The 23,412-nt window shown below is 67.4% G+C and carries 13 protein-coding genes and 1 pseudogene; 10 read left to right on the top strand and 4 right to left on the bottom strand.

Annotated elements, in window-relative coordinates; genetic code table 11:
- The first annotated feature begins 13 nt into the window (after nt 1-13).
- From V5F84_RS09925 to V5F84_RS09910, 4 genes are read left to right on the top strand one after another with little or no spacing between them, the layout of a single operon-like run.
- Nucleotides 14-886 (top strand): carbohydrate ABC transporter permease, encoded by an 873-nt coding sequence (locus V5F84_RS09925; RefSeq protein ID WP_394042759.1) that lies wholly within the window; start codon nt 14-16, stop codon nt 884-886.
- Entirely contained in the window at nt 876-1,718 is an 843-nt protein-coding gene (locus tag V5F84_RS09920) for a carbohydrate ABC transporter permease (RefSeq protein ID WP_394042760.1), read from the top strand. The genes V5F84_RS09925 and V5F84_RS09920 overlap by 11 nt, the downstream gene beginning before the upstream one ends.
- Before the next feature lie 45 nt (nt 1,719-1,763).
- Nucleotides 1,764-3,158 carry an FAD-dependent oxidoreductase gene (locus tag V5F84_RS09915; RefSeq protein ID WP_394042762.1) on the top strand — a complete coding sequence of 465 codons (1,395 nt, stop codon included), beginning with the start codon at nt 1,764-1,766 and terminating at the stop codon, nt 3,156-3,158.
- A gap of 23 nt (nt 3,159-3,181) precedes the next feature.
- Complete coding sequence (locus tag V5F84_RS09910; protein ID WP_394042763.1) at nt 3,182-4,264, top strand: ABC transporter ATP-binding protein; 1,083 nt, start codon at nt 3,182-3,184, stop codon at nt 4,262-4,264.
- Nucleotides 4,265-4,340: 76 nt separating this feature from the next.
- On the opposite strand, the pseudogene V5F84_RS09905 reads toward V5F84_RS09910, so the two are convergent.
- A pseudogene (locus V5F84_RS09905) lies at nt 4,341-4,634 on the bottom strand (MerR family DNA-binding protein); the annotation flags it as partial.
- Between the two features lie 79 nt (nt 4,635-4,713).
- On the bottom strand, nt 4,714-6,594 hold the full coding sequence (locus V5F84_RS09900; protein ID WP_394042764.1) for an acyltransferase family protein: 1,881 nt from the start codon (nt 6,592-6,594) through the stop codon (nt 4,714-4,716).
- A gap of 469 nt (nt 6,595-7,063) precedes the next feature.
- Here V5F84_RS09900 and V5F84_RS09895 point away from each other — a divergent pair, with 469 nt between their 5' ends.
- The 3 genes from V5F84_RS09895 (at nt 7,064) to V5F84_RS09885 (ending at nt 17,116) form a co-directional block, all read left to right on the top strand.
- Nucleotides 7,064-15,271, top strand: a complete 8,208-nt coding sequence (locus tag V5F84_RS09895) for a hypothetical protein (protein WP_394042765.1) — start codon at nt 7,064-7,066, stop codon at nt 15,269-15,271.
- Between the two features lie 129 nt (nt 15,272-15,400).
- Entirely contained in the window at nt 15,401-16,246 is an 846-nt protein-coding gene (locus V5F84_RS09890) for a universal stress protein (protein WP_394042766.1), read from the top strand.
- Nucleotides 16,247-16,792: 546 nt separating this feature from the next.
- Entirely contained in the window at nt 16,793-17,116 is a 324-nt protein-coding gene (locus V5F84_RS09885) for a hypothetical protein (RefSeq protein WP_394042767.1), read from the top strand.
- 88 nt (nt 17,117-17,204) lie between these two features.
- Here V5F84_RS09885 and V5F84_RS09880 read toward each other — a convergent pair whose 3' ends face one another.
- Complete coding sequence (locus tag V5F84_RS09880; RefSeq protein ID WP_394042768.1) at nt 17,205-17,762, bottom strand: DUF1269 domain-containing protein; 558 nt, start codon at nt 17,760-17,762, stop codon at nt 17,205-17,207.
- 255 nt (nt 17,763-18,017) lie between these two features.
- Nucleotides 18,018-19,631: an NUDIX hydrolase gene (locus V5F84_RS09875; protein ID WP_394042769.1), complete on the bottom strand. Its 1,614-nt coding sequence runs from the start codon at nt 19,629-19,631 to the stop codon at nt 18,018-18,020.
- On the opposite strand from V5F84_RS09875, the gene egtB reads away from it, so the two are divergent.
- The 3 genes from egtB (at nt 19,630) to V5F84_RS09860 (ending at nt 23,308) form a co-directional block, all read left to right on the top strand.
- Nucleotides 19,630-20,892 carry an ergothioneine biosynthesis protein EgtB gene (gene egtB, locus V5F84_RS09870; RefSeq protein WP_394042771.1) on the top strand — a complete coding sequence of 421 codons (1,263 nt, stop codon included), beginning with the start codon at nt 19,630-19,632 and terminating at the stop codon, nt 20,890-20,892. The two genes, V5F84_RS09875 and egtB, sit on opposite strands and share 2 nt — an antisense overlap.
- A 14-nt stretch (nt 20,893-20,906) precedes the next feature.
- Nucleotides 20,907-21,875: an L-histidine N(alpha)-methyltransferase gene (egtD, locus tag V5F84_RS09865; RefSeq protein WP_394042772.1), complete on the top strand. Its 969-nt coding sequence runs from the start codon at nt 20,907-20,909 to the stop codon at nt 21,873-21,875.
- Nucleotides 21,876-22,015: 140 nt separating this feature from the next.
- Nucleotides 22,016-23,308 carry an MFS transporter gene (locus V5F84_RS09860; protein WP_394042773.1) on the top strand — a complete coding sequence of 431 codons (1,293 nt, stop codon included), beginning with the start codon at nt 22,016-22,018 and terminating at the stop codon, nt 23,306-23,308.
- The last annotated feature ends 104 nt before the right edge of the window (nt 23,309-23,412 follow it).

Genomic DNA, 23,412 nt, shown 5'->3' with positions numbered 1-23,412 from the left:
ATGAGAGGCTTGCATGCGCCGGCTCAGTGCCATCCCCTTTCTGCTGACATCGCCGGCCAACGCGCTTTCCGGCATCTTCATCGTGATCCCGGCGATCTATGTGCTCGTGCTGAGCTTTTCGGCGTCGAGCTATGGCACCGCGCCGACCTTCGTCGGCCTTGCCAATTACGCCACGCTGCTGAGCGATCCGTATTTCTGGCGGGCGTCCTGGAACACGTTCATCGTCGTCAACGCCGTGGTCTATATCGAGCTGGCGCTGGCGCTCGGGCTCACCGTCCTGCTCATGTCCACGCACCATTTTCGGCGCACCATCATCACGCTGCTTCTCTTGCCCTATGCCGTAAGCGAGGTGGTGGGCGTGCTCATGGTGAAGTTCATGTTCGACCCCGGCGTCGGCATGGCGTCGCGGGCGCTCACCAGCCTCGGCCTGCCGGAAATCGCCTGGACCACGCAGCCAAACCAGGCGCTCGCCCTGGTGATCCTGCTCAGCGTCTGGCACCATGTGCCCTTCACCTTCCTGATCGTCTACACCGCGCGGCTGAGCTTGCCGGGCGAGCTTTACGAGGCGGCGCGGGTGGACGGGGCCAACGCCTGGCGGCGCTTCACGAACGTCACCTTCCCGCTGTTGCTTCCCGCGGTGCTCATCGCGCTTCTGTTCCGCTACATCTTCGCCTTCCGCATCTTCGTCGAGGTCTGGCTGCTGACCCGCGGGGGCCCCGCGCGGCAGACCGAGGTGCTCGCCGTCTATCTCTACAAATCGGCCTTCAGCTACGACGATTTCGGCCTCGCCGCGGCGACCGCCTGGGCCATGGTCATCCTGTCTCTTCTTATCGCGACACCGTATCTGCGGCTCATGTACAAGAGGATGTTCGTCGATGCGCGCTAAACGGCTGCTCAAGTCTCTCGGCACCGCCGGGCGCTGGGTGGCGCTCGGCGTGTTCCTGGCCTGGTCGATCTTCCCGCTTTATCTGGTGGTCGCCTCCTCGTTCAAGCCGGCCCGAGATATATTCGAGGTTCCGCCGCGTTTGATCTTCCAGCCGACGCTGGAAAACTACGTCCGCCTCTGGAACGACTGGCCGGTCTTCTTCGACGGGCTGATCAACAGCATCATCGTAACCGTGGGCGCGACGCTTCTCACCATCGTCGCATCGGCGCTTGCAGGCTGGGTGTTCTCGCGTTTTTCGAGCCGCTTCCTGACGCTCTCCGCCTTCTCCATGATCGTGCTGCGCCTTCTGCCGCCCATCGTGATTACTTTGCCGCTGTTTCCGCTGGTGAATTATGTGGGGCTCAACGACACGCATCTCATCCTGATCCTGCTGTACGCCACCTTCTTCATCAGTCTCGGCTCATGGATCATGAAGGCCTCATTCGACCAGGTTCCGCGCGAACTGGAGGAGGCCGGGGCGGTGGACGGCGCGTCGTTCGTCGAAATCCTGCGCCACATCTCCATGCCACTGGGGGTGCCGGGGATGATCGCGGCGGGAGTCTTCGTCTTCATCTTCGCCTGGAATGAATATCTCTTCGCCTTCATCTTCACGACCACGGCGGCGAAGACCGCACCGGTGGTGCTCAGCGAAATCATGGGATCGGCCACGGGGGTGGATTGGGGCGTGCTGTTCGCCGCCGCAACCATCCAGCTCGTGCCCATCGTGGCCGTCCTCATCCTTGCCCAGAGATACCTCATCGAGGGTCTCACCTCGGGATCGGTAAAGGGCTGATTTTTTTCGATCCCGACGGATTTTTGAAACAGGAGAAAAGTCATCATGACGACGCTACGCCAGGATTTCGATGTGGTGGTTGTGGGCGCGGGCATGGCAGGCGTGTGCGCCGCCATCGCGGCCGCGCGCAACGGCTCGAAAACCCTTCTCATCGACCGCTATACGTTTCTCGGCGGCAACGTGACCGCAGGTTTGCTGGGCAATTTCCTGACCTTCCACAATATGAAGGGTGAGAAGATCTGCGATGGCATCGCCCAGGAGGTGGTCGATGGCTGCATCGCCATCGGCGGCGCCTTCAAGGAGCACGACGGGCATCTGCCAAACGCTTATGGCAATGCCTATTCGGTGACGCCCATCGACGGTGAGGCGCTGAAGCTGGTGGCGCAGAAGATGTGCCTGGAAGCGGGCGTCACCCTCGCGCTCAATACCTACACCATGGGCCCCCTGATGGAGGGCGAGCGGGTCACCGGCGTGCGCGCGGTGAACAAGAGCGGCGAAATCGAGTACGGCGCCAAGATCGTCATCGATTGCAGCGGCGATGCGGACGTGGTGGCGAAGGGCGGCGGCGCCGTGTTGCAGGGCGACAGCCAGGGCCGCACCATGTCCATCAGCCTGTTCTCGCGCCTCGGCAATGTGGACCTGCAGAAGCATTTTGAATATGTGAAGGAAAATCCGCAGGAATTCATGCTCGCGGAAGATCCCTATATCGGCAAGACCAAGGCCGAGAAGGCTGCCGAGCTGAAGGAATGGAAGGATTTTCCCCTCGTCACCGGCCATTATACCGCGGTGAAGGAAGCGCAGAAAAAAGGCGAGTTCCATCCGAACCGCCAGCGCGTCGTCTTCAGCATCACGCCCATTCCGGGCGTCGTGACGCTCAATTCAACCTCCATGCTTGGCCTCAACCCGGTGGATGGCGATGATTTGACAAAGGCCGCCATCGAGGGGCGCGAGCAGATCTACAAGGTGGCGGATTTCTACAAGAAGTATGTGCCGGGCTTCGAGAATTCCTTCGTGCTCGATTCCGCGTCCGCGCTCGGTGTACGCGAGAGCCGGCGCATCGTCGGCATGGAAACTCTCACCGACGACTGGTGCGTGGCCGGCACGAAGAGCGAGCGCGACATCGCGCGCGGCGCCTATTGCCTGGATGTGCATCAGGCATCCGGCATCATCGAGCACAAGCATGTGGAAGGCGGGGAATCCTATGGCATTCCCTACGGCTGCCTCGTGCCCGTCGCGCTCGACGGCGTGCTGGTGGCCGGACGCTGCCTGTCGTCCGAGCGTTTCGCCAACGGCTCGGCGCGCAATCAGGCCCATGTCCAGGCGATGGGACAGGCGGCGGGCACCGCCGCGGCCATGTGCGTAAAGGGCAACACCCAGCCGCGCCATGTGGACGTGGATGCGCTGCGCCAGAGCCTGACGCGGCAAGGCGCCATCGTCTGACCCGCAGAGGCGAGGAACATCCCATGGCGTCGATCCAATTGAACGCGGTCGCCAAGCGCTTCGGCACGATCGAGGTGCTGCGGTCCCTCGACCTCGAAATCCCGGACCGCAAGCTCACGGTCCTGCTGGGACCGTCGGGGTGCGGAAAATCCACCCTCCTGCGACTGGTGGCGGGGCTGGAGGAGGTGTCTTCCGGCGAGATCCGGATCGACGGCACCGTGGTGAACGACCTCGGCCCGAAGGAACGGGGCTGCGCCATGGTGTTCCAGAATTATGCGCTCTACCCGCATAAATCGGTGTTCGAGAACCTCGCCTTTCCGCTTCGCATGGAGCGGAAGGGCGCCGTCGAGATCAAGCGGCGGGTGGAGGAGATCGCCCGCCAGCTCCACATCTCCGAGCTGCTGGATCGTCGCCCGAAGGACCTTTCCGGCGGCCAGCGGCAGCGCGTCGCCATGGGCCGGGCCATGATCCGCCAGCCCAAGGTGTTCCTGTTCGACGAACCCTTGTCGAACCTCGACGCGGAGCTGCGCGTGCGCCTGCGGCTGGAGATCAGCCGCCTGCAACGCGAGCTTTCCGCCACGATGATCTTCGTCACCCACGACCAGGTGGAGGCGATGACCCTCGCCGACCGGATCGTCATCCTGCGCGGTGGCGTCATCCAGCAGGTTGGCGCACCGCTCGAGATCTACCGCAAGCCGGCGAACCGGTTCGTCGCCGGCTTCATCGGCTCGCCTGCCATGAATATGTTCGATGTCGCGGACATCAGGAGCGATGCCCACGAGACGGCGTTCGTCTTGAAAAGCGGCGCCGTGGTGAAAATCGGCCGGCGGCTGCCGGAGCCCGCGACGCACATCGGGATCAGGCCCGAGCACGTTGTCCTTGACGGGCCTCCGGCCGAAAACAGCTTGAGCTTCGAGGCCGGCACGCTTCGCGTGATGGGGATCGAGAACCTCGGCGATCGCAGCTATTGCCATCTCGTCACCCCCGTCGGTCCCCTGAGCGTCCTCGTGCCGGCGGGGTATGCGATGGATCTCAATCGCCCCCACACCGTGGGCTACGGCGCCGATGACCTTCACCCCTTCGACAAAAATGGCGATGCTGTTTGACCCGGAACCGCTTGATCGGAAATGAAAATCACGCGCGCGTCGGTCCCGGCGGAAAAGGCGGCCAGGTCATCTCAGCTCACCTCGGGCGTTGGTCTGCGGCCATGATCGTGCCCGTCCGCGGTCCCATTTGATCGGCGCCCATGCGGACCTGCCGCTTCACGGCGTCAGGCACCATGATGATGTGACATTTCCCGTGATTCGCCAAGATTTCGACGACGCGGCATTCGGCGACTTTGCCGTGCGCACAGCCATCGACCATGCGCTCGAGTTCCTTGCGGAGTGCGGTCAGGCTCGCGATCCGCTGCTCCACGTCGCCAAGGCGCGCGCGGGCGATCTCGTCTGCGGCGGCACAGGGCTGCTCGGGCTCATCGCCGGCCGCATTTCGCGCCGCGCTACCTATAAGCGGGCGTGTCCACGTCCAGGCCCGCTTGTGAAGGCCGCATCGGCCCTCAGCGCCGCGGCGTGGTGTCCGCGCGGACGATGCGGGCAAAATGCTTCATGCGCTCAAACGGCACTTCGATATATTTCCACATCACGAACGCCACGAGCATGATCGGGATCATCGAGAGCGCGAGCTGAACATAGGCCTCGCCCATATTCTGCGCCTGGGCCGTGTGGCGTGCGAACGAAACGATCAACGGCTCATGCCAGACATAGATGGCATAGGTCATCAGACCCAGCCAGCCGATGGCCCGCCCGGGAAGCGACAGAAGCGTGGGCTGCGGATGTGCGGGCGATACTTCGAACAGGAAGATCACGGCGCAGACGCAGAGCGCCACCAGCGTGGGCGTAGCCTGGAACAGGAAGGCATGCCAGAACGGCTTTTCGATCACCATGCCCTGGGCTGAGATCCAGGACATGACAGCAACGGCGAGCGCCAACACGACATACCCTGCAAAAGCGGCAAAGTATGTTCCTGTCCCCAGTCTCCCGGACAGCAGGACATTGAGCATAAACCCCATCATGAACAGATCGATATTTCCGATAAGTGTTTTGTAAACTTCCCTGTGCCAGAGCCCCCACCCGAACACCTCGATAGATCCGAACCTGAAAGCGAGACCGAATGCAACAATCGCGATCAGGCATAGAACGACGTTTCTGGGAACGCTCGTTATTTTCGATATCTGGAAGAATATAAGGGGTGCGAGCATGTAAAACTGCATTTCCGTACATATGGACCAAAGCGCCCCAATGGGGTTGATATCCAGCTCTCCATCATTATCAAGCAATAAAATCCTTATGACGGAGGGAAAATTCTCCCCAAGAAATACGCCGGGCAGTTCGAACGCAAACACAAAAAGTATGGACACCCAATAGATCGGCACGATTCGCAGCACGCGATTTCTATAAAACGCAAATATTCCCTCATGGGAGAGCGGATAACGTTCGAGAAAGAACGCCTTGCCCATCAGGTATCCGGAGAGGGTGAAGAACACCCAGACGCCGCCCCACGGCGACGCGGACAAGATCCCCGATAGGCCGTTCTGCTGCACCATTTGCTGGAAATCCGCAGGACGAAACGCGATCATGATCCCATGCCCGACGACCACCAGGGCGCAGGCAATGGCTCTCAACACCAGAAGCGGATCATAGGCCCGGCGGACAGCCGGACCGCGTGGTGCCGCCGCGACGGCTGGCCATCGGGCGTAGCGAACCGACACCAGAACCGCGCCGACCAAAATGGCTTTCAGGGCGAGAATGATGAGAAGGGCCGTGTTTCTTGATGGCGCAGACCCGAGGTTCACATGCACATCCGCGATCGCCCCGCCAAAGGGGCGCGTCAGGCTGAATCCAGACCCGACCACGATATTGTTCACCCTGAAATTCGGGCGATAATCCAGAGCGGAGAGGACATGTCTTCCGTCGATTGCGGCAGATAATGAACTCCCCCGGATGGCGGACAGACTAAAATCATACCATCTTCCGACCTCTATCGCGTCCGACAAAGCAAATCCCTTTAGTTTTGTGGCATCCGAACTTTCAGGGAGCACAAGACCGAGAGCAGGCCCACCCATTTCTGCTCGTATTCCCGAATTCACGTCGGCTGTCTGAAATAGATTATCGAGTTCCGGCGTTTTATTTAATTTAAAGCGGAACGAGACTCTGAAATAATTGATTTTATCGGCATATTTTTTGTCGACCGCAAAATGATAGATGTTCTCCCCCTCCGCTTTCGACATCGTGTAAGGAACGGATGTTGAGAATATTTTTTGAACGATAATTGTCAGCGGGCGCTCGAACAGAAATACCAGAAGCAACGAAACGCAAATCAGCAGCGGCACGATCGGCGCGAGAGCTATCCGGTCTCTGGGCTCGATTTGATTATGCATTGAAAATTGCATCCTCTTGCAGCAGCGGCGGTTTGGCACACTTTGCGTGGGCCGACAAGCCGCCTGCGCGTCGCATGGCGACCCTCTTTTTGGTTTTACTTATTGATATTACTTGATTTTTTACTCACGCACGCCTGCCCCGCAGGCCATGGCGCTACGCGACAAACCATGGGAGGGGTTTCGAAACTCTTCTCCACCTCTTCCCGACCCCCACTGCCCCCGCGGTGAGAACCTCTTGCGCCGAACTCCGGGCGCGCAGCGGCCGGCGGCGCCCCTCCCCTTCCGGGGATTGCTTCACCCCTCCGGCGCAACCAGCGGACATCCTTGAAAAGACGCTGCGCGTCGGCAAAAGGATCCCGCCCCCCGCTCTTTGGCCCGCCCCCGGTGACGCGCCTTCAAAGCCCTGCTATCCAAAGCAAAGCTTCCGCGACAAGCGGCGTGTGGGGTGGGTCTCTTTCGGGGGCGGGAGATGGATTTGCCATTGGGGGAGCGGGCCGGCGAAGAGCGGTCCGCACGTGCGTCGCGTTTTCTGGCATCGCGTTTTCTGGCATCCACATCGCTGGCATCCACATCGCTTGCATCTGCCGTTCTCGGCGGCTCGCTGGCGCTCCTGCTCTCCACCAGCGGCGCGGCGGGGCAAGGCTTCACCTGCGTCGCCACCGCCTGCCTCACCGATAATGCGACCTGGTACACGGCCGACAGCAACGGCACGCAGGGGACGAATTCGTCGGACAATGATTATCCCGGCGGACCGGGCAATCCCGGTGCCCTGGCTCAGGTCGGCAACGCGTCGGCCACCGCGATCGCCATCTACGCCACTTCGATCGGCGGCCTGGGCGGCAGCGGCGCCGAGGCGGGCCTCGACGGCGACCATTTCCTCAATGGCCCTTCCAACGGCGGTTCCGGCGGCACGGGGAACATCGCCGACGCCACCAACAGCGGCATCATTTCCATTCCGGCGGGCGCCGCGACCGTGCGTTCGGCGGTCAATGCCGATGCCTCGGGCGGCGGCGGCGGCGCCAGCCAGGGCGGATCCGGCTCCAACGGAGGCTCGGACGGCGGCTCCGGCGGCGCGGCGGGCACCGCGACCGCCATCAACAGCGGCAGCCTGACCCTGGTCTCGAACACCGCCAGCGGCCTCGTTTCCGTCGCCAATGGCGGCAATGGCGCGATGGGCGGCGACGGCGGCTTCGCCTCCGGCGCGGGCAATGGCGGCGGTGGCGGCAATGGCGGAACGGCAAACGCCACCAATACCGCAGGCGCCACGATCAGCACCGCAGGGTCGGACGCGGCGGCGATCCTGCTTTATGCGATGGGCGGGGCCGGCGCCAAAGGAGAGGGGCCGGGAAACTCGTATGGCGCCGGCAGCGCCGGCGGCGGCGGCAATGCCGGCACCATCGTCGCCACCAACAACGGCAGCCTCACCACATCGGGCGATAGCTCCGCCGGCATTTGGGCGGCCGCCGTCGGCGGCAGCGGCGGCGCGGGCGGCGACGACGAAGGGTCCGGCTCCGCCGGAGCCGCGGGCGGAACCGGCGGCAGCGTCACCCTCGTGAATTCCGGCACCATCCGCACCAGCGGGGGATCGTCCTATGGCCTCGGCGCCGACGCGGCGGGCGGCGATGGCGGGCACGGCGGCTATGGCGCCAGCGAATACAATTCCATGGGCTCCAGCGGCGGCGCCGGGCTCACGGGCGGCACCGCCGCCATCAGCACCACGGCCACCTCCACCATCCTGACCAGCGGCGCGTCGTCTTTCGGCATCTATGCCCAGGCGAACGGCGGCAAGGGCGGCAAGGGCGGCGGTCAGGACGCCGGGGCCGACGCGCCGGGCGCGGGCGGAAGCGGCGGAAACGCCGGCACGGCCGGCGTCACCCTGCTCGGCACGGTCGCGACCTCGGGCGCCGAAGCGCCGGGCATCGGCGTGCTGGCCGTCGGCGGGGATGGCGGCCTCAGCGGCGCGCATGCCAGCGGCAGCAAGGGCGGAGACGGCGGCACGGCCGTCGCCAGCGTCTATATTACGGCCAATGCCAATGGCGCGCCCACAACCTCCGGCACCAAGTCGGACGGACTTCTGGTGAAGGCGAACGGCGGCAAGGGCGGCGCGGCGGATACCGGCGGCATCGGCGGCAATGGCGGGTCGGCGGCGGCATTCGTCACCGGCACGCTCGCGACCACGGGCGACACCGCCGCGTCGGCGGTGCGGGCAGAGGCGGATGGCGGCGCGGCGGGGGCCAGCACCGCCTCGCGCGACAATGGCGGCAGCCTCGGCGGAACCGGCGGCAGCGCCAACGTGACCCTGGGGACGCCCCAGGGCGGGGTGGCCCTGCTCTCCACCACCGGCACCTCCTCCCCGGCCGCCGCCGCGATGAGCCGCGGCGGGGCGGGCTCGGCGGCATCGCCCGGAGACGGCGAAGGCGACGGCGGCAACGGCGGGGCGGGCGGGGGCGGCGGCACAGCCACCCTGCTCACTTACGCCGGCAGCATCGTGACGGCCACGGGCGCAAGGTCCGAGGGGCTCCATGCCTCCAGCGATGGCGGGGTGGGCGGCCAGGGCGGCAGCTTTTCCTTCGGCGGCACCGGCGGCACCGGGGGCACCACGCAAGTCACAAACGCCGCCGCGATCACCACCGGCGGACAGTCCGGCGCTGGCCTCCTCGCCACCGCCAACGGCGGGGACGGCGGCAGCAATCCGCACCCGGATTCGAGCAATCTCCAGGGCTATGGCGGAAACGGCGGCGGCGGCGGCGCGGTGACCGTCACCAACAGCGGGACGATCCTCACCACCGGCGCGGCGTCCGACGGCATCCTGGCAAAGGCGAACGGCGGGGCCGCCGGCACGGCGGCGCTGGGCGATGGTTTTGCGGGAGCCGGCGGGTCGGTCACCGTCACGACCACCGCCTCGTCGGTGATCGCGACCCGGGGCGCCTCGTCCTCGGCGATCCGGGCGGATGCCTCGGGCGGCACAGGCGGATCGGTCACCGTCACCGCCGGCGGCGTCATTTCCACCGGTGCCGCGAGTTCCCCGGCGCTGCGCGCCACCAGCCACGGCGGCATCAGCACCACCGCCGGCGTGGGCGGAGCGGGCGGCGCAGTGACCGTCACCGCCAATCTCGCCCTGCCCGGCAGCGGCGCCACGACGGCGGCGGAAAGCTCGGCCGGCCTGCTGCTCGAATCCACCGGCGGCGCGGGCGCCGGGGCCAGCTCCGGCAGCGCGGGCGGCGCCGGCGGCGCCGTCACGCTCAATCTCACCGGAAGCGTCGTCACCGGCACGAGTCTCGCGGGCGGCAACTACACCCACTCCCCTGCGGCGTGGATCGCCAGCACGGGTGGCGCGGGCGGCGCGGCGGTGGACGGCACCGGCGCCCATGGCGGGGCGGGCGGCGGGGCGGTCGCGGCAACCCTGAATTTCGGCAACTCTTCCGGCGCCGTGGCCCAGGCGGTGACCTACGGCATCGGTTCGCCCGCGCTCGGCGCGCTCAGCCAGGGCGGCGCCGGGGGCGACGGCGCAGAGGCCAATGCGGGCGACGCCAACGGCGGCAGAGGCGGGGCCGGCGGCAGCGCCGGCAACAGCGTGGTGACCGCCTATGCCGGCACGTCCGTGACCACCTACGGCGCCGCCTCGTCCGGCCTCGTGGCGATCAGCGCGGGCGGCAATGCCGGGTCCGGCTCCCAGCAGAACGGCACGGTGGGCAATGCCGGCAGTGGCGGGGCCGGCGGCAACGGCGATACGGTATTCGTCACCAATGCCGCAGCCATCACCACCTATGGCACGTCCTCCTACGGCATCTATGCCGCCGCGCTCGGCGGCAACGGCGGCGCCGGCGGCCTCTCGTCGGAGACGTTCGATTCCGACGGCGGCGCGGGCGGGGATGGCGGCTCGGGCGGCTCCGTCTCGGTGGACTTCGCGGTGACGGTGACCAATTCCGCCACCATCACCACCAGCGGCACCGCCGGCTATGGCATCTACGGCCTCAGCCAGGGCGGCGGCGGCGGCGCCGGTGGGGCGGCCAACGGACATGTCTACGAACAGGGCGGCAATGCGGGAAGCGGCGGGGCGGGCGCCGGCATTTCGCTCACCAACACGGGCACCATCACCACCTCGGGCAACCAGGGCTACGGCATGTTCGGCCAGTCCATCGGCGGCGGCGGGGATTCCGGCGGGGCGGTCAACGGGCTCGGGCCGATCTCCATCACGGTGGGCGGCAACGGCAGCGGCGGCGGGGCGGGCGGCGGGCTGAACCTGCTCAATGCCGGGCTGATCGCCACCACCAATGATTCCGCCATCGGCATGTATGCGCTGAGCGTCGGCGGCGCGGGCGGAGCGGGCGGCACGGTCGGCACCACGTCGGCCTCCTTCGTGGTGCCGAGCGTGGCGGTGGCGTTGGGCGGCGGCGGCGGCTTCGGCGGCAATGGGGGCGCCATCGGGGTCACCAACGCCGGGACCATCACCACCCAGGGCCTGGACGCGGCCGGCATCGCCGCGCTCAGCATCGGCGGCGGCGGCGGTTCGGGCGGCAATGCGGATTCCAGCTCCTACAGCCTCGGCTATGGAGAAGTGCCGAACATCGGCGTCACCATCGGCATCGGCGGCACCGGCGCCTATGGCGGCAACGGCGGCCAGATCACCGCCGCCAACCTCAATTACATCAGCACCCAGAGCGACCAGGCCTATGCCATCCTCGCCCAATCCATCGGCGGCGGCGGCGGCAATGGCGGCAATGCGGCGACCTCCACCTACACCTATGGCTCCTCGCTGGTCCTCGCCCTCTCGGTGAGCGTGGGCGGCGGCGGCGGTGGCGGTGGCATCGGCCAGGGCGTCACCGTCCTCAACAATGCCAATGCGACGCTGAGCACCGCCGGCTTCGCGGCCGACGCGATCTATGCCGCCAGCATTGGCGGCGGCGGCGGCAATGGCGGCACCGGCACGGCCGCGACCTCGGTGAGCCTGCCCTGGTCCTGGTCGGGCCAGCAGAACGGCGTCGATCTCAGCACCAGTATCATTCCATTCTCGTTCAACGAATCCTTCGCCGCGTCCATCGGTGTCGGCGGATCCGGCGGTTCGGGCAATATCGGCGGGGCGGTGAACGTCACAAACAACGGCTTCATCAGCACCTCCGGCGTCGATGCGCGCGGCATCTTCGCCCAATCGGTGGGCGGCGGCGGCGGCACGGCGGCGGCGGGCCAGGCGGCGGGCACCGACGACTACCAGCTCAACCTCTCGGTGGGCGGCAAGGGCGGAAGCGGTGGCGACGGCGGCGCGGTGACGGTGACGAACACCGCCGGCGCCAGCATCGCGACCACCGCCGACGGGGCCCATGGCATCGAGGCGCAGTCGGTGGGCGGCGGCGGCGGCAGCGGCGGCACCGCCTCGTCCGATCCCGCGGGCGCGCTCGCCGGCGTGCTCGCCGACACGATCGAATCCGAGCTGAAGGCGATCCTCGCCGCCAAGCTCCCGGCCTATGCCGCGTCCGAGGCCCTCAAGCTCTCGTTTCCGACCACCGAGGCGAACATCGCGGTGGGCGGCGCGGGCGGCGCGGCGGGCAACGGAGGCGTGGTCACCGTCTCCAACGCCGGCACCATCACCACGCAGAACGACGCGGCCTTCGGCATCTTCGCCCAGTCGGTGGGCGGCGGCGGCGGCAATGGCGGCGGCGCCACGCTCGCGGGCAGCAACGTCATCAACGTGAATGTGGGGGTCGGCGGCGCCGGCGGCGCCGCGGGCACCGGCAATCTCGTGACCGTCACCAACACGGGCCTGATCAGCACCCAGGGCGATTCCGCCTTCGGCATCCTCGGCCAGAGCGTGGGCGGCGGCGGCGGGGTCGGCGGGCTGGCGGTGGATTCCACCAGCCTTTCGCTCACGGCCTCCATCACGGTCGGCGGCTCCACCGCCGCGAATGCGAACAACAACAATGTCCAGCAGGGCGCGACCGGCGGCGCGGACACGGTTCAGATCACCAATGCCGGGACCATCAAGACCACCGGCAGCGAATCCCATGGCATCGTCGGGCAGGCGATCGGCGGCGGCGGCGGGGTGTTCATCGTCAATCCCGAACAGCCCGGCCTGAACGGGCCGACCAACACCGAGATCGTCTCCCTGGAGAACCAGATCGTCCAGGGCCTGCTGGGCCTCGGCGTGGATCTCAACGGCATCGCCAGCGCCTATGCGCAGCAATTATATGCCGCGAGCGGCACCCTGGCGCTCACCATCGGCGGCTCGGCGCTGACGAACGGCGGCGGCGGCATCGTGAACATCACCCACACGGGCATGCTCACCACCAGCGGCGACAATGCGTTCGGCATCCTGGCCCAATCCATCGGCGGCGGCGGCGGTTTCGCGACCGACGGGGCGGGTCCGGCCATGCCGGTCACCGTGAGCGGCGGCGTCGGCGGCAGCGGGCTCGGCAATGGCGGCGGCGTGAACATCCTGCTCGGCGGCGGCAGCTCCATCCGCACCACGGGCACGGGCGCGATCGGCATCTTCGCCCAATCCATCGGCGGGGGCGGCGGCTATAGCGGCGCCATGAACACGGCCGGCATGACTGTGCTGCCGCCGAATGCCAACCCGGACCTCACGTCCATGCTCGGCGGCGCGGTGAGCATCGCCATGGCGCCGGACGCGCAGGGCGGCATGCTGATCGCCACCACCGGCGCCAATGCGCACGGCATTTTCGCCCAGAGCCTCAGCGCGGGCGGCGGCGCCATCGGTTCCACCCAGGGCATCGCGCTCCCGCCCGCCACCGGCGCCCCGCGCGCCGATTACGGCGTGTATGCCGGCGGCGCCGGGGGCGTGAGCATCGACCTTTCCGGCACCATTTCCGCCACCGGCGCAGGCGCGGCCGGCATCTTTGCCCAAAGCGGATTCCAGGCCGTGAACGGCGCCATCATCGGCGGCGGCGGCGCCATCAACGTGAACTTCACCGGCACGCTGACCGGCGGCAGCGGCACCGGCGCCGCGCTGGTGCTGCAGGGCGGAAATCCCGACAACACCGTGACCTTCGGCGCGGGCAGCAAGGTGAGCGCCCTTTCCGGCACGGCGATCATCGGCACGTACGAAGCATTCGCCATCACCAATGCCGGCACCCTCTCGGGCAATGTGGACCTCACGCAGGCCCAGGCCAGCACGTTCCAGAACGCCGCCGGCGCGCACTTCAACCCCGGCACGCTGGTGGGGCTCGGCACCAGCACCACGTTCGAGGGCGTGCCCTATGGCGGCACCTTCACCAATGCCGGAACGCTGAACCCGGGCGGCCGCAATGTGGAGCTTTCCACCATGCTGCAAGGCAGCTACGTGCAAAGCCCCGGCGGCATCCTGGGCATCGACATCAATGCCGCCGTCAATGCGGGGCAGACCAACGACGTGCTGAACGTCTCCGGCACCACGAGCCTCGGCGGCAGCGTGCAACCGCTGGTGGGCGCGAACCTTCTGCCGCTCACCTACACCATTCTCACCAGCACGGACGCGATGACCGGCAGCGCGCAGCTCCTCCAGCCGTCCGCCCTCGGGGTCGTCAGCTTCGGCCTCACCCAGGTGGACAATACGCTGCTGCTCACGCCCACGGCCAATTTCACCCCGTCGGGCGTCTCCCTCACCGCCAACGAGGCGGCGATGGCGCAGTCGCTCCAGCAATCCTGGAACGCCACGTCGACCGGACTGTCCTCGGTGTTCGCCAGCCTCGCCAATGTGCAGACCGCCGCCGGCTACGAGCGCGCCTTGCAGAACCTCTCCGGCGACCAGATGCAGGCCGCCGCCGTGAACCAGACCCGCGGCGCCCGTACCTCGCTGACGGCGGCGCTGAGCTGCCCGGTTTTCTCCGGCAGCGGAACCCTTCTCGCCGAGACCGACTGCACCTGGGCCCGGGTGATCGGCACCCGCGCGGAGCAATATTCCGACACCAGCGGCAGCGGCTTCACTCTGGATGCCCTCACCTATCGCGTCGGCACCCAGAAGGAGGTGATGACCGACTGGTTCGTGGGCGCGACCGTCGGCTATTCGGACACCTCGCTCACAACCAATAGCGGCTTCGGCTCTTCCGATGGCCAGGGCGCGGATGTCGCGCTGTCGGTGAAGCACCAGGTGGGCCCGTGGCTGTTCTCGCTCGCCGGGCACGCCGGTTTCGGCAGCTATGACAACACCCGCAACATCTTCATCGGCACCAATCGCTGGATCGCGGAAGGCAGCGCCAGCGTGTTCACCTCCGGCGCGCGGGCCCGCGCCTCCTACGAGTTCGGCTTCGCCAATTGGTACCTGCGGCCCTATGCCGATCTCGACCTGCTCTACACCTATATGCCCGGCTATTCGGAGACCCAGGCGGGGCCGCTGAACCTCTCCATCGCCTCGCTCCAGGAATGGACGCTCGCCTTCAGCCCGGCGGTGGAAATCGGCGCCCGGGTCGACCTCAGTCCGGACTATTGGCTGCGGCCCTATGGCAGCGTCGGGGTGACCTTCCTGTCCAACGACAGGCTCAACTTCCAGAGCAGCCTTGCCGGCGCCGCGCCGTCCGTGCCCGACTTCACCAATTCCGTGCCCATGCCGGCGACGCTGCTGGACCTGACGGCCGGCCTCCAGCTGGTGAATGCCAAGCGCTATGAGGTGCGGGCCGAATATAAGGCGCAGGTGGGCAATGATTTCCTCGCCCAGGAACTCAGCGCCCGCCTCTCCGTGCCGTTCTAGCGGGCGGCTTCGCGCCCGGCGGAGCCAAGAACCGACGCGACCCGCGCGCGCTTTTGACTTGAATCATACAAGCACACGCATCAAATGCCGTAGCGTAAGAATATAATGAATACATTGAGGAGCAACGCCGTGGCCTCTGTCTCAGATTTCAAGAGCATCCTTGTCGGCATCACCGAAGAAGGCACGGACCGCGCCAGTTCCGCCCTGGCCTACGGGCTCTCCTTCGCCCAGGCGGCGGGGGCGCACATCACGGTTCAGGCGGCGGCGCTGAAGGTGAGCGTGCCGCGCAGCGCCGTCGGCCATTTCGCTGCGGAACTCGCCGGCTCGGAAAATCGCCGGGTGCGGGAGGCGGCGGTCGCGACCGTGGAGCGCGCGCGCGGCGAGGCCGATGCCTCGGGCCTCACCTGCTCGGTGGAGACCCTGCAATTGCCCCTGGCGGAACTGCTGGACGCCTTCGTCGGCCAGGCGCGCGTGCATGACATCGCCGTGCTCGAAACCACGCCAGAGCCGATGGAAATCGGCCGCGACATCATCGAAAACGTGGTCACCCGCGGCGGCCGCCCGGTGCTCGCCGTGCCGCCGGGCGTGACCGCGTTCCGCGCCGAGCGCATCGTCATCGCCTGGGACGGCAGCGAGCGCGCCGCCCGCGCGGTCGCCTTCGCCCTGCCGCTGCTGAAGGCCGCGCAGGAGGTGGAAATCCTCTGCATCAAGGGCGAGAAGGATCTCGCCCACGCCGTCCCCGGCGCAGAACTCGCACCGAACCTCGCGCGGCACGGCGTGAAGGTGAGCGTGAACGACATCAGCGTGCGCGATGGCGATGCGGCCGAGACCCTGCGCGGCCAGGTGGGCCTGTTCCGCGGCGACATGGTGGTGATGGGCGCGTTCGTGCACTCGCGGCTTCAGCAATGGGTGCTCGGCGGCTTCACCCGCGCCTTGATCGAGCGTTCGCCGGTGCCGCTGTTCCTGGCGCACTGAGCCCGGCGCGCGGATCCCGCGCCACGAAGCCGGGCAATCGTCATGCCCGGCCTCGTCCCGTGCATCCGCGCGGAGCCGCCGGCGCCAGCTTTCCAAGGCGCGTGGGTTCCAAGGCGCGTGGGCGCGCGCAGGCGGCGCGGCGTCATGGCCGGGACAGGCCCGGCCATGACGCGCGAGAGACGACCACAAGAGACGGTGACCGAGAGACGGTGGCCGAGAGACCGCGGAACCGAAGGCGCCCGCTCTCAGGTCCCCCCACCCCTGACTGTCGGGGCTGAACAGCGAGGCCGAGGGGCCGGCATCGGCCGCGCCCCGGCCCTTTCTCCCGGCAGGGTTAACGCGATCTTCATCCCCGCCCTGTAGCTGCCATCGCGGCTTCAAGCACTTATGGGCCAGCGCCGTGCCGGAACGTCTCACCCGCGCCTTCGCGATGGCACGATCCCGCGCAAAAACGCCATAAGGGCCTGCCAAACACGCCACCGGCCGCCGGCGGGGAATGCCTGATTCCGCACCGGCCCGCCGGACGAATTCAAGGAAATGCCTCCCATGATCTCTCGACGGTCCCTCCTCGGTGGTCTGCTGACCGCCGGTCTCGCCGCCGCCGCGCCCATCGCCGCGTCGAGCCAGGCCGATGCCCAGATTTTCATCCAGCCGCCGCCGCCGCCGCTGCGCGTCGAGCGCCGCCCCCCGCCGCCCCGTCCCGGCTGGGTCTGGGTGTCCGGCTTCTGGACCTGGGATGCGCGGCGCCGCACTTATGTGTGGGTGCCCGGCCGCTGGGTCGCCGGCCGTCCCGGCTATCGCTATCGCGATGGCACCTGGGTGCGCCGGGGCAATACCTGGGTCTATCGCCCGGGCGGCTGGTGGCGCTGAGCCTTCCGCGCTGAACCGCGCATGAAAAAGGGACCGTTCGCCCCCCGGCGAACGGTCCCTCTGCTTTTCAGTCCGATGGACCGGCCGCTCAGGCGGTCGGCGCAGCCGGCGCGGCGCCGACGGCCGGCGCGGCGGGAGTCTCGGAGCTGGTCTCGCCCGCCGCATGGGCGGCGAGCGCGTCGCGCAGGGCGTTTTCCTTGGTGTGGTCGAACGAGGTGCTCATCACCGTGCCGCCGACGCCGCGCAGGTCTTCCAGGACCTTGTCCGTGGTCATCTTGCGGATCAGCAGGAACAGGCCGGCGGTGCCGGGCTGAAGCGCGCCGGCGGCATCCTTCACGAACTGGTCGTTGATGCCGACATCGGTCAGCGCGCCACCGAGCGCACCCGAGGCGGCGCCGATGGCCGTGCCCACCAGCGGCATCATGAAGATGAAGCCGATCAGCGTGCCCCACAGCGCGCCGGACATGGCGCCGGTGGCGGTGGTGTTGATCAGCTGGTTCAGCTTGATGTGGCCGTTCTCATCCTTGACGGCGATGACCGCATCGCCGAGCTCGATGAGATATTCCTTCTGCATGCCCAGGATCTTGTCGCGAACCTCGACGGCCCGCTGTTCCGTGGGGAAGGCGATGAAGACAAGATCGCTCATGGCCGGTTTCCTTCAAGCTTGCTGCGTTTACGGACCGCGCCCATCCGGCGCGGCACGGCAGCTTCGGCCGCAGGTGCCGGCGGGAATTCGCCCGCCTGAAAGCCGCCCGCGCGCCGGAAGCCGGGGCATGTGTGACATGGTTTCGTGTCATTTCAAACAGCGGAAGCGCAAGCGCGGCCGCTGCGCGGCGGCTCGGATCGCGAGACGCCAAGATGACGTAAAGGAAGCGAAACCCCCGCCGGCCGGGCCGCGATCCTAGAGTTCGGACGCCAGGGCGTTGCCGGGCCGCTGCGCGTTTCGGCCGTCTGCCGCGCGCGCATCGCCCGGGATTTCACCCGGCCCGGGTTTGTGCGCGGCTTTCTTTGTCCCCGCCTTTTTGGCGCTCGCCTTCTTGGCGCTCCCCTTCTTGCTCTCACGCTTCCCATCTTCGCGCCTGTCGCCCTGCTGCGCCTTTGCGGCGGCCTTCTTGCCGGCGGCCGGCGAGGCGCTGTCGGCGTCCGGCAGCGGCGAAGCCGGCGCATGCAGAATCGGCGCAGGGCGAAGGGCAGCCGCATCCTCGGCTTTCACGGTCTGGGCTTTCGCATCCCGCGCCTTGGGGGGCGACTTCTCGGGGGGCAATTTCTTCGGCTGCGATTTCTTCGGCTGCGATTTCTTGGGCGGCGCTTTCTCGGGCGGCGCTTTTTTGGCAGACGCCGTCTCGGCCCGCGAGGCGTGTGCCCCGGCCGTTGCCGATGCCCCACCCATGGCCTCGCCCCCGGAGCCGGCCCCGCCTTCCTCGTCCGAAGACGAGTCGGCTCCCACCACCGCGGGCGAAACGCCCACCGCCTGCGGCATGGCCTTTCCGGCTTTGGCGGTCCCGGTCGCGGCGCCACCGGCCTTGGGCTTCTCGGCCTTGGATTTCCCGCCCTCGGATTTCTTGACCTCGGGCTTCTTGGCCTCGGGCTTCTTGGCCTCGGGCTTCTTGGCCTCGGGCTTCTTGGCCTCGGGCTTCTTGACCTCGGGTTTCTTGACCTCCGGCTTCTTGATCCCGGATTTCCGGGCTTCGGCTTTCTTCCCCGCGGCCTTGCCGGGGCCCGCCGCGACGGCGGGTGCGGCCGGCGCGAGATCGGCCGGCGCGGCCTCGATGGGGGAAGCCGCGGGTGCCGCCGGCGCCTTCTGCTTCGTCGAGGCCTTCCCCTTCGCGGCCGCCTTCCGTTTGGCCGCCGCCTGGGCGGCCAGTTCCTCTTCCCGCGCCGCGACCTTCGCTGCGTGTCGCGCGGTAAGCGCCGCGGCGAACTGGAGGATGATCTGGGCCAGCCCCTCTTCCTGCACCGCCGCGGCGGCGCTATCGGCACTGAACCAGAAGCCGACGCGCTCCAGCCGCTCCGGCCATTTCTTCACATAGCGCTTCACCTTCATGGGAAACACCATCACGTCGCACGGCACCGAGCGGGTGGGCGAGAGGCGCTTCTCATAGCTGTAGAGGCCGGCCGCGGCCTGCGACATGGCGCCGATCAGCCCGGCTTCCTCATAGGCTTCGCGCGCGGCCGTCTGCGGCGGCGTCAGCCCCTTGATGGGCCAGCCCTTGGGCACCACCCAGCGGCGCGTCTCGCGCGACGTGATCAGGCGAATCTGCACTTCCCCATCCTGCCGCTGCCGATACGGCAAGGCGGCATATTGCAGGCGGCGCAGCGAGGGTTTGTCGGACGTTATCGGCATTTTTTGAAAAAGAATCTCCCTCCCCTCATTATGAGGCCATGCGCTGTCATAAGGGCCCCGCCGACGAAAAAAATCATGCGCCCCCTTTCGGAACCGGCACGCCGACCCGACGTTTGACCCAATCAACGTCCCGGTGAGGCATCCTGCCCGGCGGAAAATGGAGAAGCCCATGTCCTGGCCATCCCAGGCCGCGCGTGCCGCATCGCACTCCGCACCCGACACCGAGGCCCCGCGCGCGCGTTCCAGCCTGGTCGCGGCCTATCGGGCGGTGCGCGGGGAAACCGAGCGGCGGTCCGCTCCCCTGTCCGCCGAGGACCAGATCCTCCAGTCCATGCCGGACGCGAGCCCCATCAAATGGCATCGCGCCCACACCACCTGGTTCTTCGAGCAATTCGTCCTGCGGGCGCATGCGCCGGCCTATGTGCCGTTCGACGATCGCTTCGCCTTCCTGTTCAATTCCTATTATGTCGCCGCCGGCCCGCGTCACGAGCGGCCGAAGCGCGGGCTGATCTCGCGCCCCACCGCACAGGAGGTCGGCGCCTATCGCGCCCATGTGGACGCGGCGGTGATCCCGCTGCTCGAAGAAGTGGACGCGGCTCACCTGCCCGCCCTCGCCGCGGTGATGGAGATCGGCTTCAACCACGAGCAGCAGCATCAGGAACTGATGCTGACCGACATCCTCCACGCCTTTTCCCAGAATCCCACCGACCCCGCCTATGATCCCACCTGGACCGCGCCCGCCACCGGGCCGGACGTCGGCGAGGACCCGCGCGAACAGGTGCTGGTCGCCGGCGGCCTCTATCGCATCGGCCACGAGGGGCCTGGCTTTTCGTTCGACAATGAGGGCCCCGCCCATCAGGTGCTGGTGCCGCCCACCCGGATCGACCGGCATCTCGTCACCAATGGCGACTGGCTCGCCTTCATGGAGGCCGGCGGCTATGCCGACCCGCTGCTGTGGCTGTCGGAAGGTTTCGGCGCCGCCCAGGCGGGCGGCTGGGAGGCCCCGCTCTATTGGCGGCAGGTGGACGGACAATGGTTCGCGCTCACCCTCGGCGGCCTGCGCCCGGTGGATCTCACCGCCCCGGTGTGCCACGTGAGCTATTACGAGGCCGACGCCTTCGCGCGTTTCGCCGGCCGGTCCCTGCCCACCGAAGAGGCATTCGAGGTGGCGGCCGGCAAGGGGCTGCTGGCGGACGCGTTCGGCGTGGTGTGGCAATGGACGCGCAGCTTCTACGGCGCCTATCCCGGCTACCGCGCGGCCCCCGGCGCGCTCGGCGAATACAACGGCAAGTTCATGATCAACCAGATGGTGTTGCGCGGTTCCTCGCTCGCCACGCCGCACGGCCATGAGCGCGCGACCTATCGCAATTTCTTCCATCCCCATCAGCGCTGGCAGTTCAGCGGGCTGCGCCTCGCCGACGACGCGATCTGACCTTAGGAGACATCATGTCCCTGCCCCACGCCGCCGAACGGGCCGAGCCCCTGGCCCCGAGCGCGGAATTCGCCCGCGATCTCGCCCTCGCGCTGTCCGCCCGCACCAAGCGCCTCGCACCGAAATATTTCTACGATGCCACCGGCTCGGCCCTGTTCGAGCAGATCACGCAGCTCGACGAATATTATCCCACCCGCACCGAGATCGGCATCCTGCGCGATCATGCGGAAGATCTGGCGGCCCTGCTGCCGCCCGGCGGGGTGCTGGTGGAATTCGGCAGCGGCGCCAGCGTGAAGGTGCGCCTGCTGCTGGACCGCATCCCCCATCTCGCGGCCTATGTGCCGGTGGATATTTCCGCCGAATTCCTGGAGCGCACCGCCACCGACCTGCGCCGCGCCTATCCGGGCATCGAGATCCTGCCGCTGGCGGATGATTTCACCCAGCGCTTCGCCCTGCCGCAGATGGCGCGCGGGCGGCCGCTGCTGGGCTTCTTCCCGGGCTCCACCATCGGCAATTTCGAACCGGCCGATGCCCGCGACTTCCTCGCCCATGCCCGCGAGACCCTCGGCCCCGGCAGCCGCATGATCGTCGGCGTGGACCTGGTGAAGGATCCGCGCCGGCTTCACGCCGCCTATAATGACGCGGCGGGCGTGACCGCCCGGTTCAACACGAATGTGCTCGCCCGCGCCAATCGCGAGCTGGGCACCGATTTCGAGCTTTCCGCCTTCGTGCACCGCGCCTTCTTCAACGCGCCGGCGAGCCGGATCGAGATGCACCTCGTCAGCGCGGAGGCGCAGACCGTGCACCTGGACGGGGCCGCCTATCATTTCGCGGCGGGGGAAAGCCTCCACACCGAATGCAGCTACAAATACACGCTGGAGGGGTTCGCGGACCTCGCCGCCAATGCCGGCTGGGAAAGCGAGGCGGCCTGGACCGACCCGGAGCGTCTGTTCAGCGTGCATGTGCTGGCAAGCCCGGGCTGAGATCCCCACGGCCGCGCTCAAGCATCTGAGATTTGTCCACATTCGCCGCGCCGCCGGCCGCGGCGCGGCCGCAAAAGGACTTGGCCTGCCGATTGCTTCATGGGACCTTGCGCAAAACGGGTCGCATGGGAGCGGGGGATATGCTTATCGAGGATCGCGGACCCGGCTTTCAGGGAAAGGCCACCCTGCACGGCTGGATGATCTGGGGCACCGCGGCCCTGTTCTACCTGTATGAATTCTTCGTCCGCGTCGCTCCCTCCGCCATGGAGCCGGAGCTGCAAACCCATTTCGGCCTCTCGGCGGCGGCCCTAGGCGCGGCGGCGGGCACCTATTATCTCGTCTATTCGCCCATGCAGCTCATCTCGGGCACCATCATCGACCGCTTCGGCGTGAAGCAGGTGCTGGTGGTCTCGGCGCTGATCTGCACCTCCGGCGCGTTCCTGGAGATCATCGGCTCCAGCAGCTTCTTCCTGGTGGCGGCGCGGTTCGCGCAGGGCTTCGGCTCGGCCTTCGCCTTCGTCGGCACCATGTATATCGCGGCGGAATGGTTTCCCCGCTCCATGCTGGCGCGGCTCTCGGGCCTCACCACCTCGCTCGGCATGGCGGGCGCCATCATCGGCAATGCCGGCATCGCGCGCATGGTGGAAACGCTCGGCTGGCAGAGCGCGTTGATCGGGGCAGGCTTCGTCGGCATCGCCGTCACCGCGCTGATCGTGTTCGTCATTCCGAGCCGGCCGCCCACCGGCACGGACGTGCCCCATCCCTACAAGCCCAACGTGCTGCGGGCGCTGCGCATCGTCTATGCGAACCCGCAGAGCTGGTATCTCGGCATCATCGGCGCGGCGCTCTACATGCCGCTGTCGATCCTCGGCGCGCTGTGGGGCGCGGAATATATCTCCGCCATCACCGGCGCCTCGAAGCTGGAGGCCACCGGCGCGGTGTCCATGATGTATGTGGGCTGGCTGGTGGGCGGGCCGCTCGCCGGCTACACCTCGGACAAGCTCGGCATCCGCCGGCCGATCCTGCTCTATGCCAGCGCGGCGACGCTGGTGGTGACCTTCGTGATCGCGGTCGTTCCCAACATGTCGCTGCCGGTGGCCTATCTGCTGCTGCTGCTGCTGGGGCTCGCCTCATGCTCGCAGGTGATCTGCTTCGCGACGGTGGTGGAGCATAATCCCCAGACCGTCACGGGCACCGCGCTTGCCTCCACCAACATGATCATCATGCTGCTGGGCGGGGTCGCGGAATGGGCGTTCGGCCTGGTGCTGGATCTGGTCGGCGGCTCGGGCGACACCGGGCAATATTCGGCGCAGGCCTATCATTACGCCATCCTGATGCTGCCGGCGATCTCGCTGGTAGGCCTCGCGGCGGCGATGATGGTGCGGGAAGCGAAGGAAATCGTCGGCGTGCAGGAAGCCGCCGCACCGGCGTAAGCGCTTAAAGGGCGGGGCCGTGCGGCCCTGCCCCCTTCGGCTCAGCGCATTTTCGAGCGAAGTGGATACCGGTTCGCGTGAAGAAAATGCGAAAAAGCAATGAG

Origin of the sequence: Roseixanthobacter liquoris (genome assembly GCF_043195135.2) — a bacterium.
Lineage (GTDB): Bacteria > Pseudomonadota > Alphaproteobacteria > Rhizobiales > Xanthobacteraceae > NCEH01.
The sequence above is the reverse complement of the archived record's forward strand: the minus strand, read 5'-3'. Positions and strand labels throughout refer to the sequence as shown.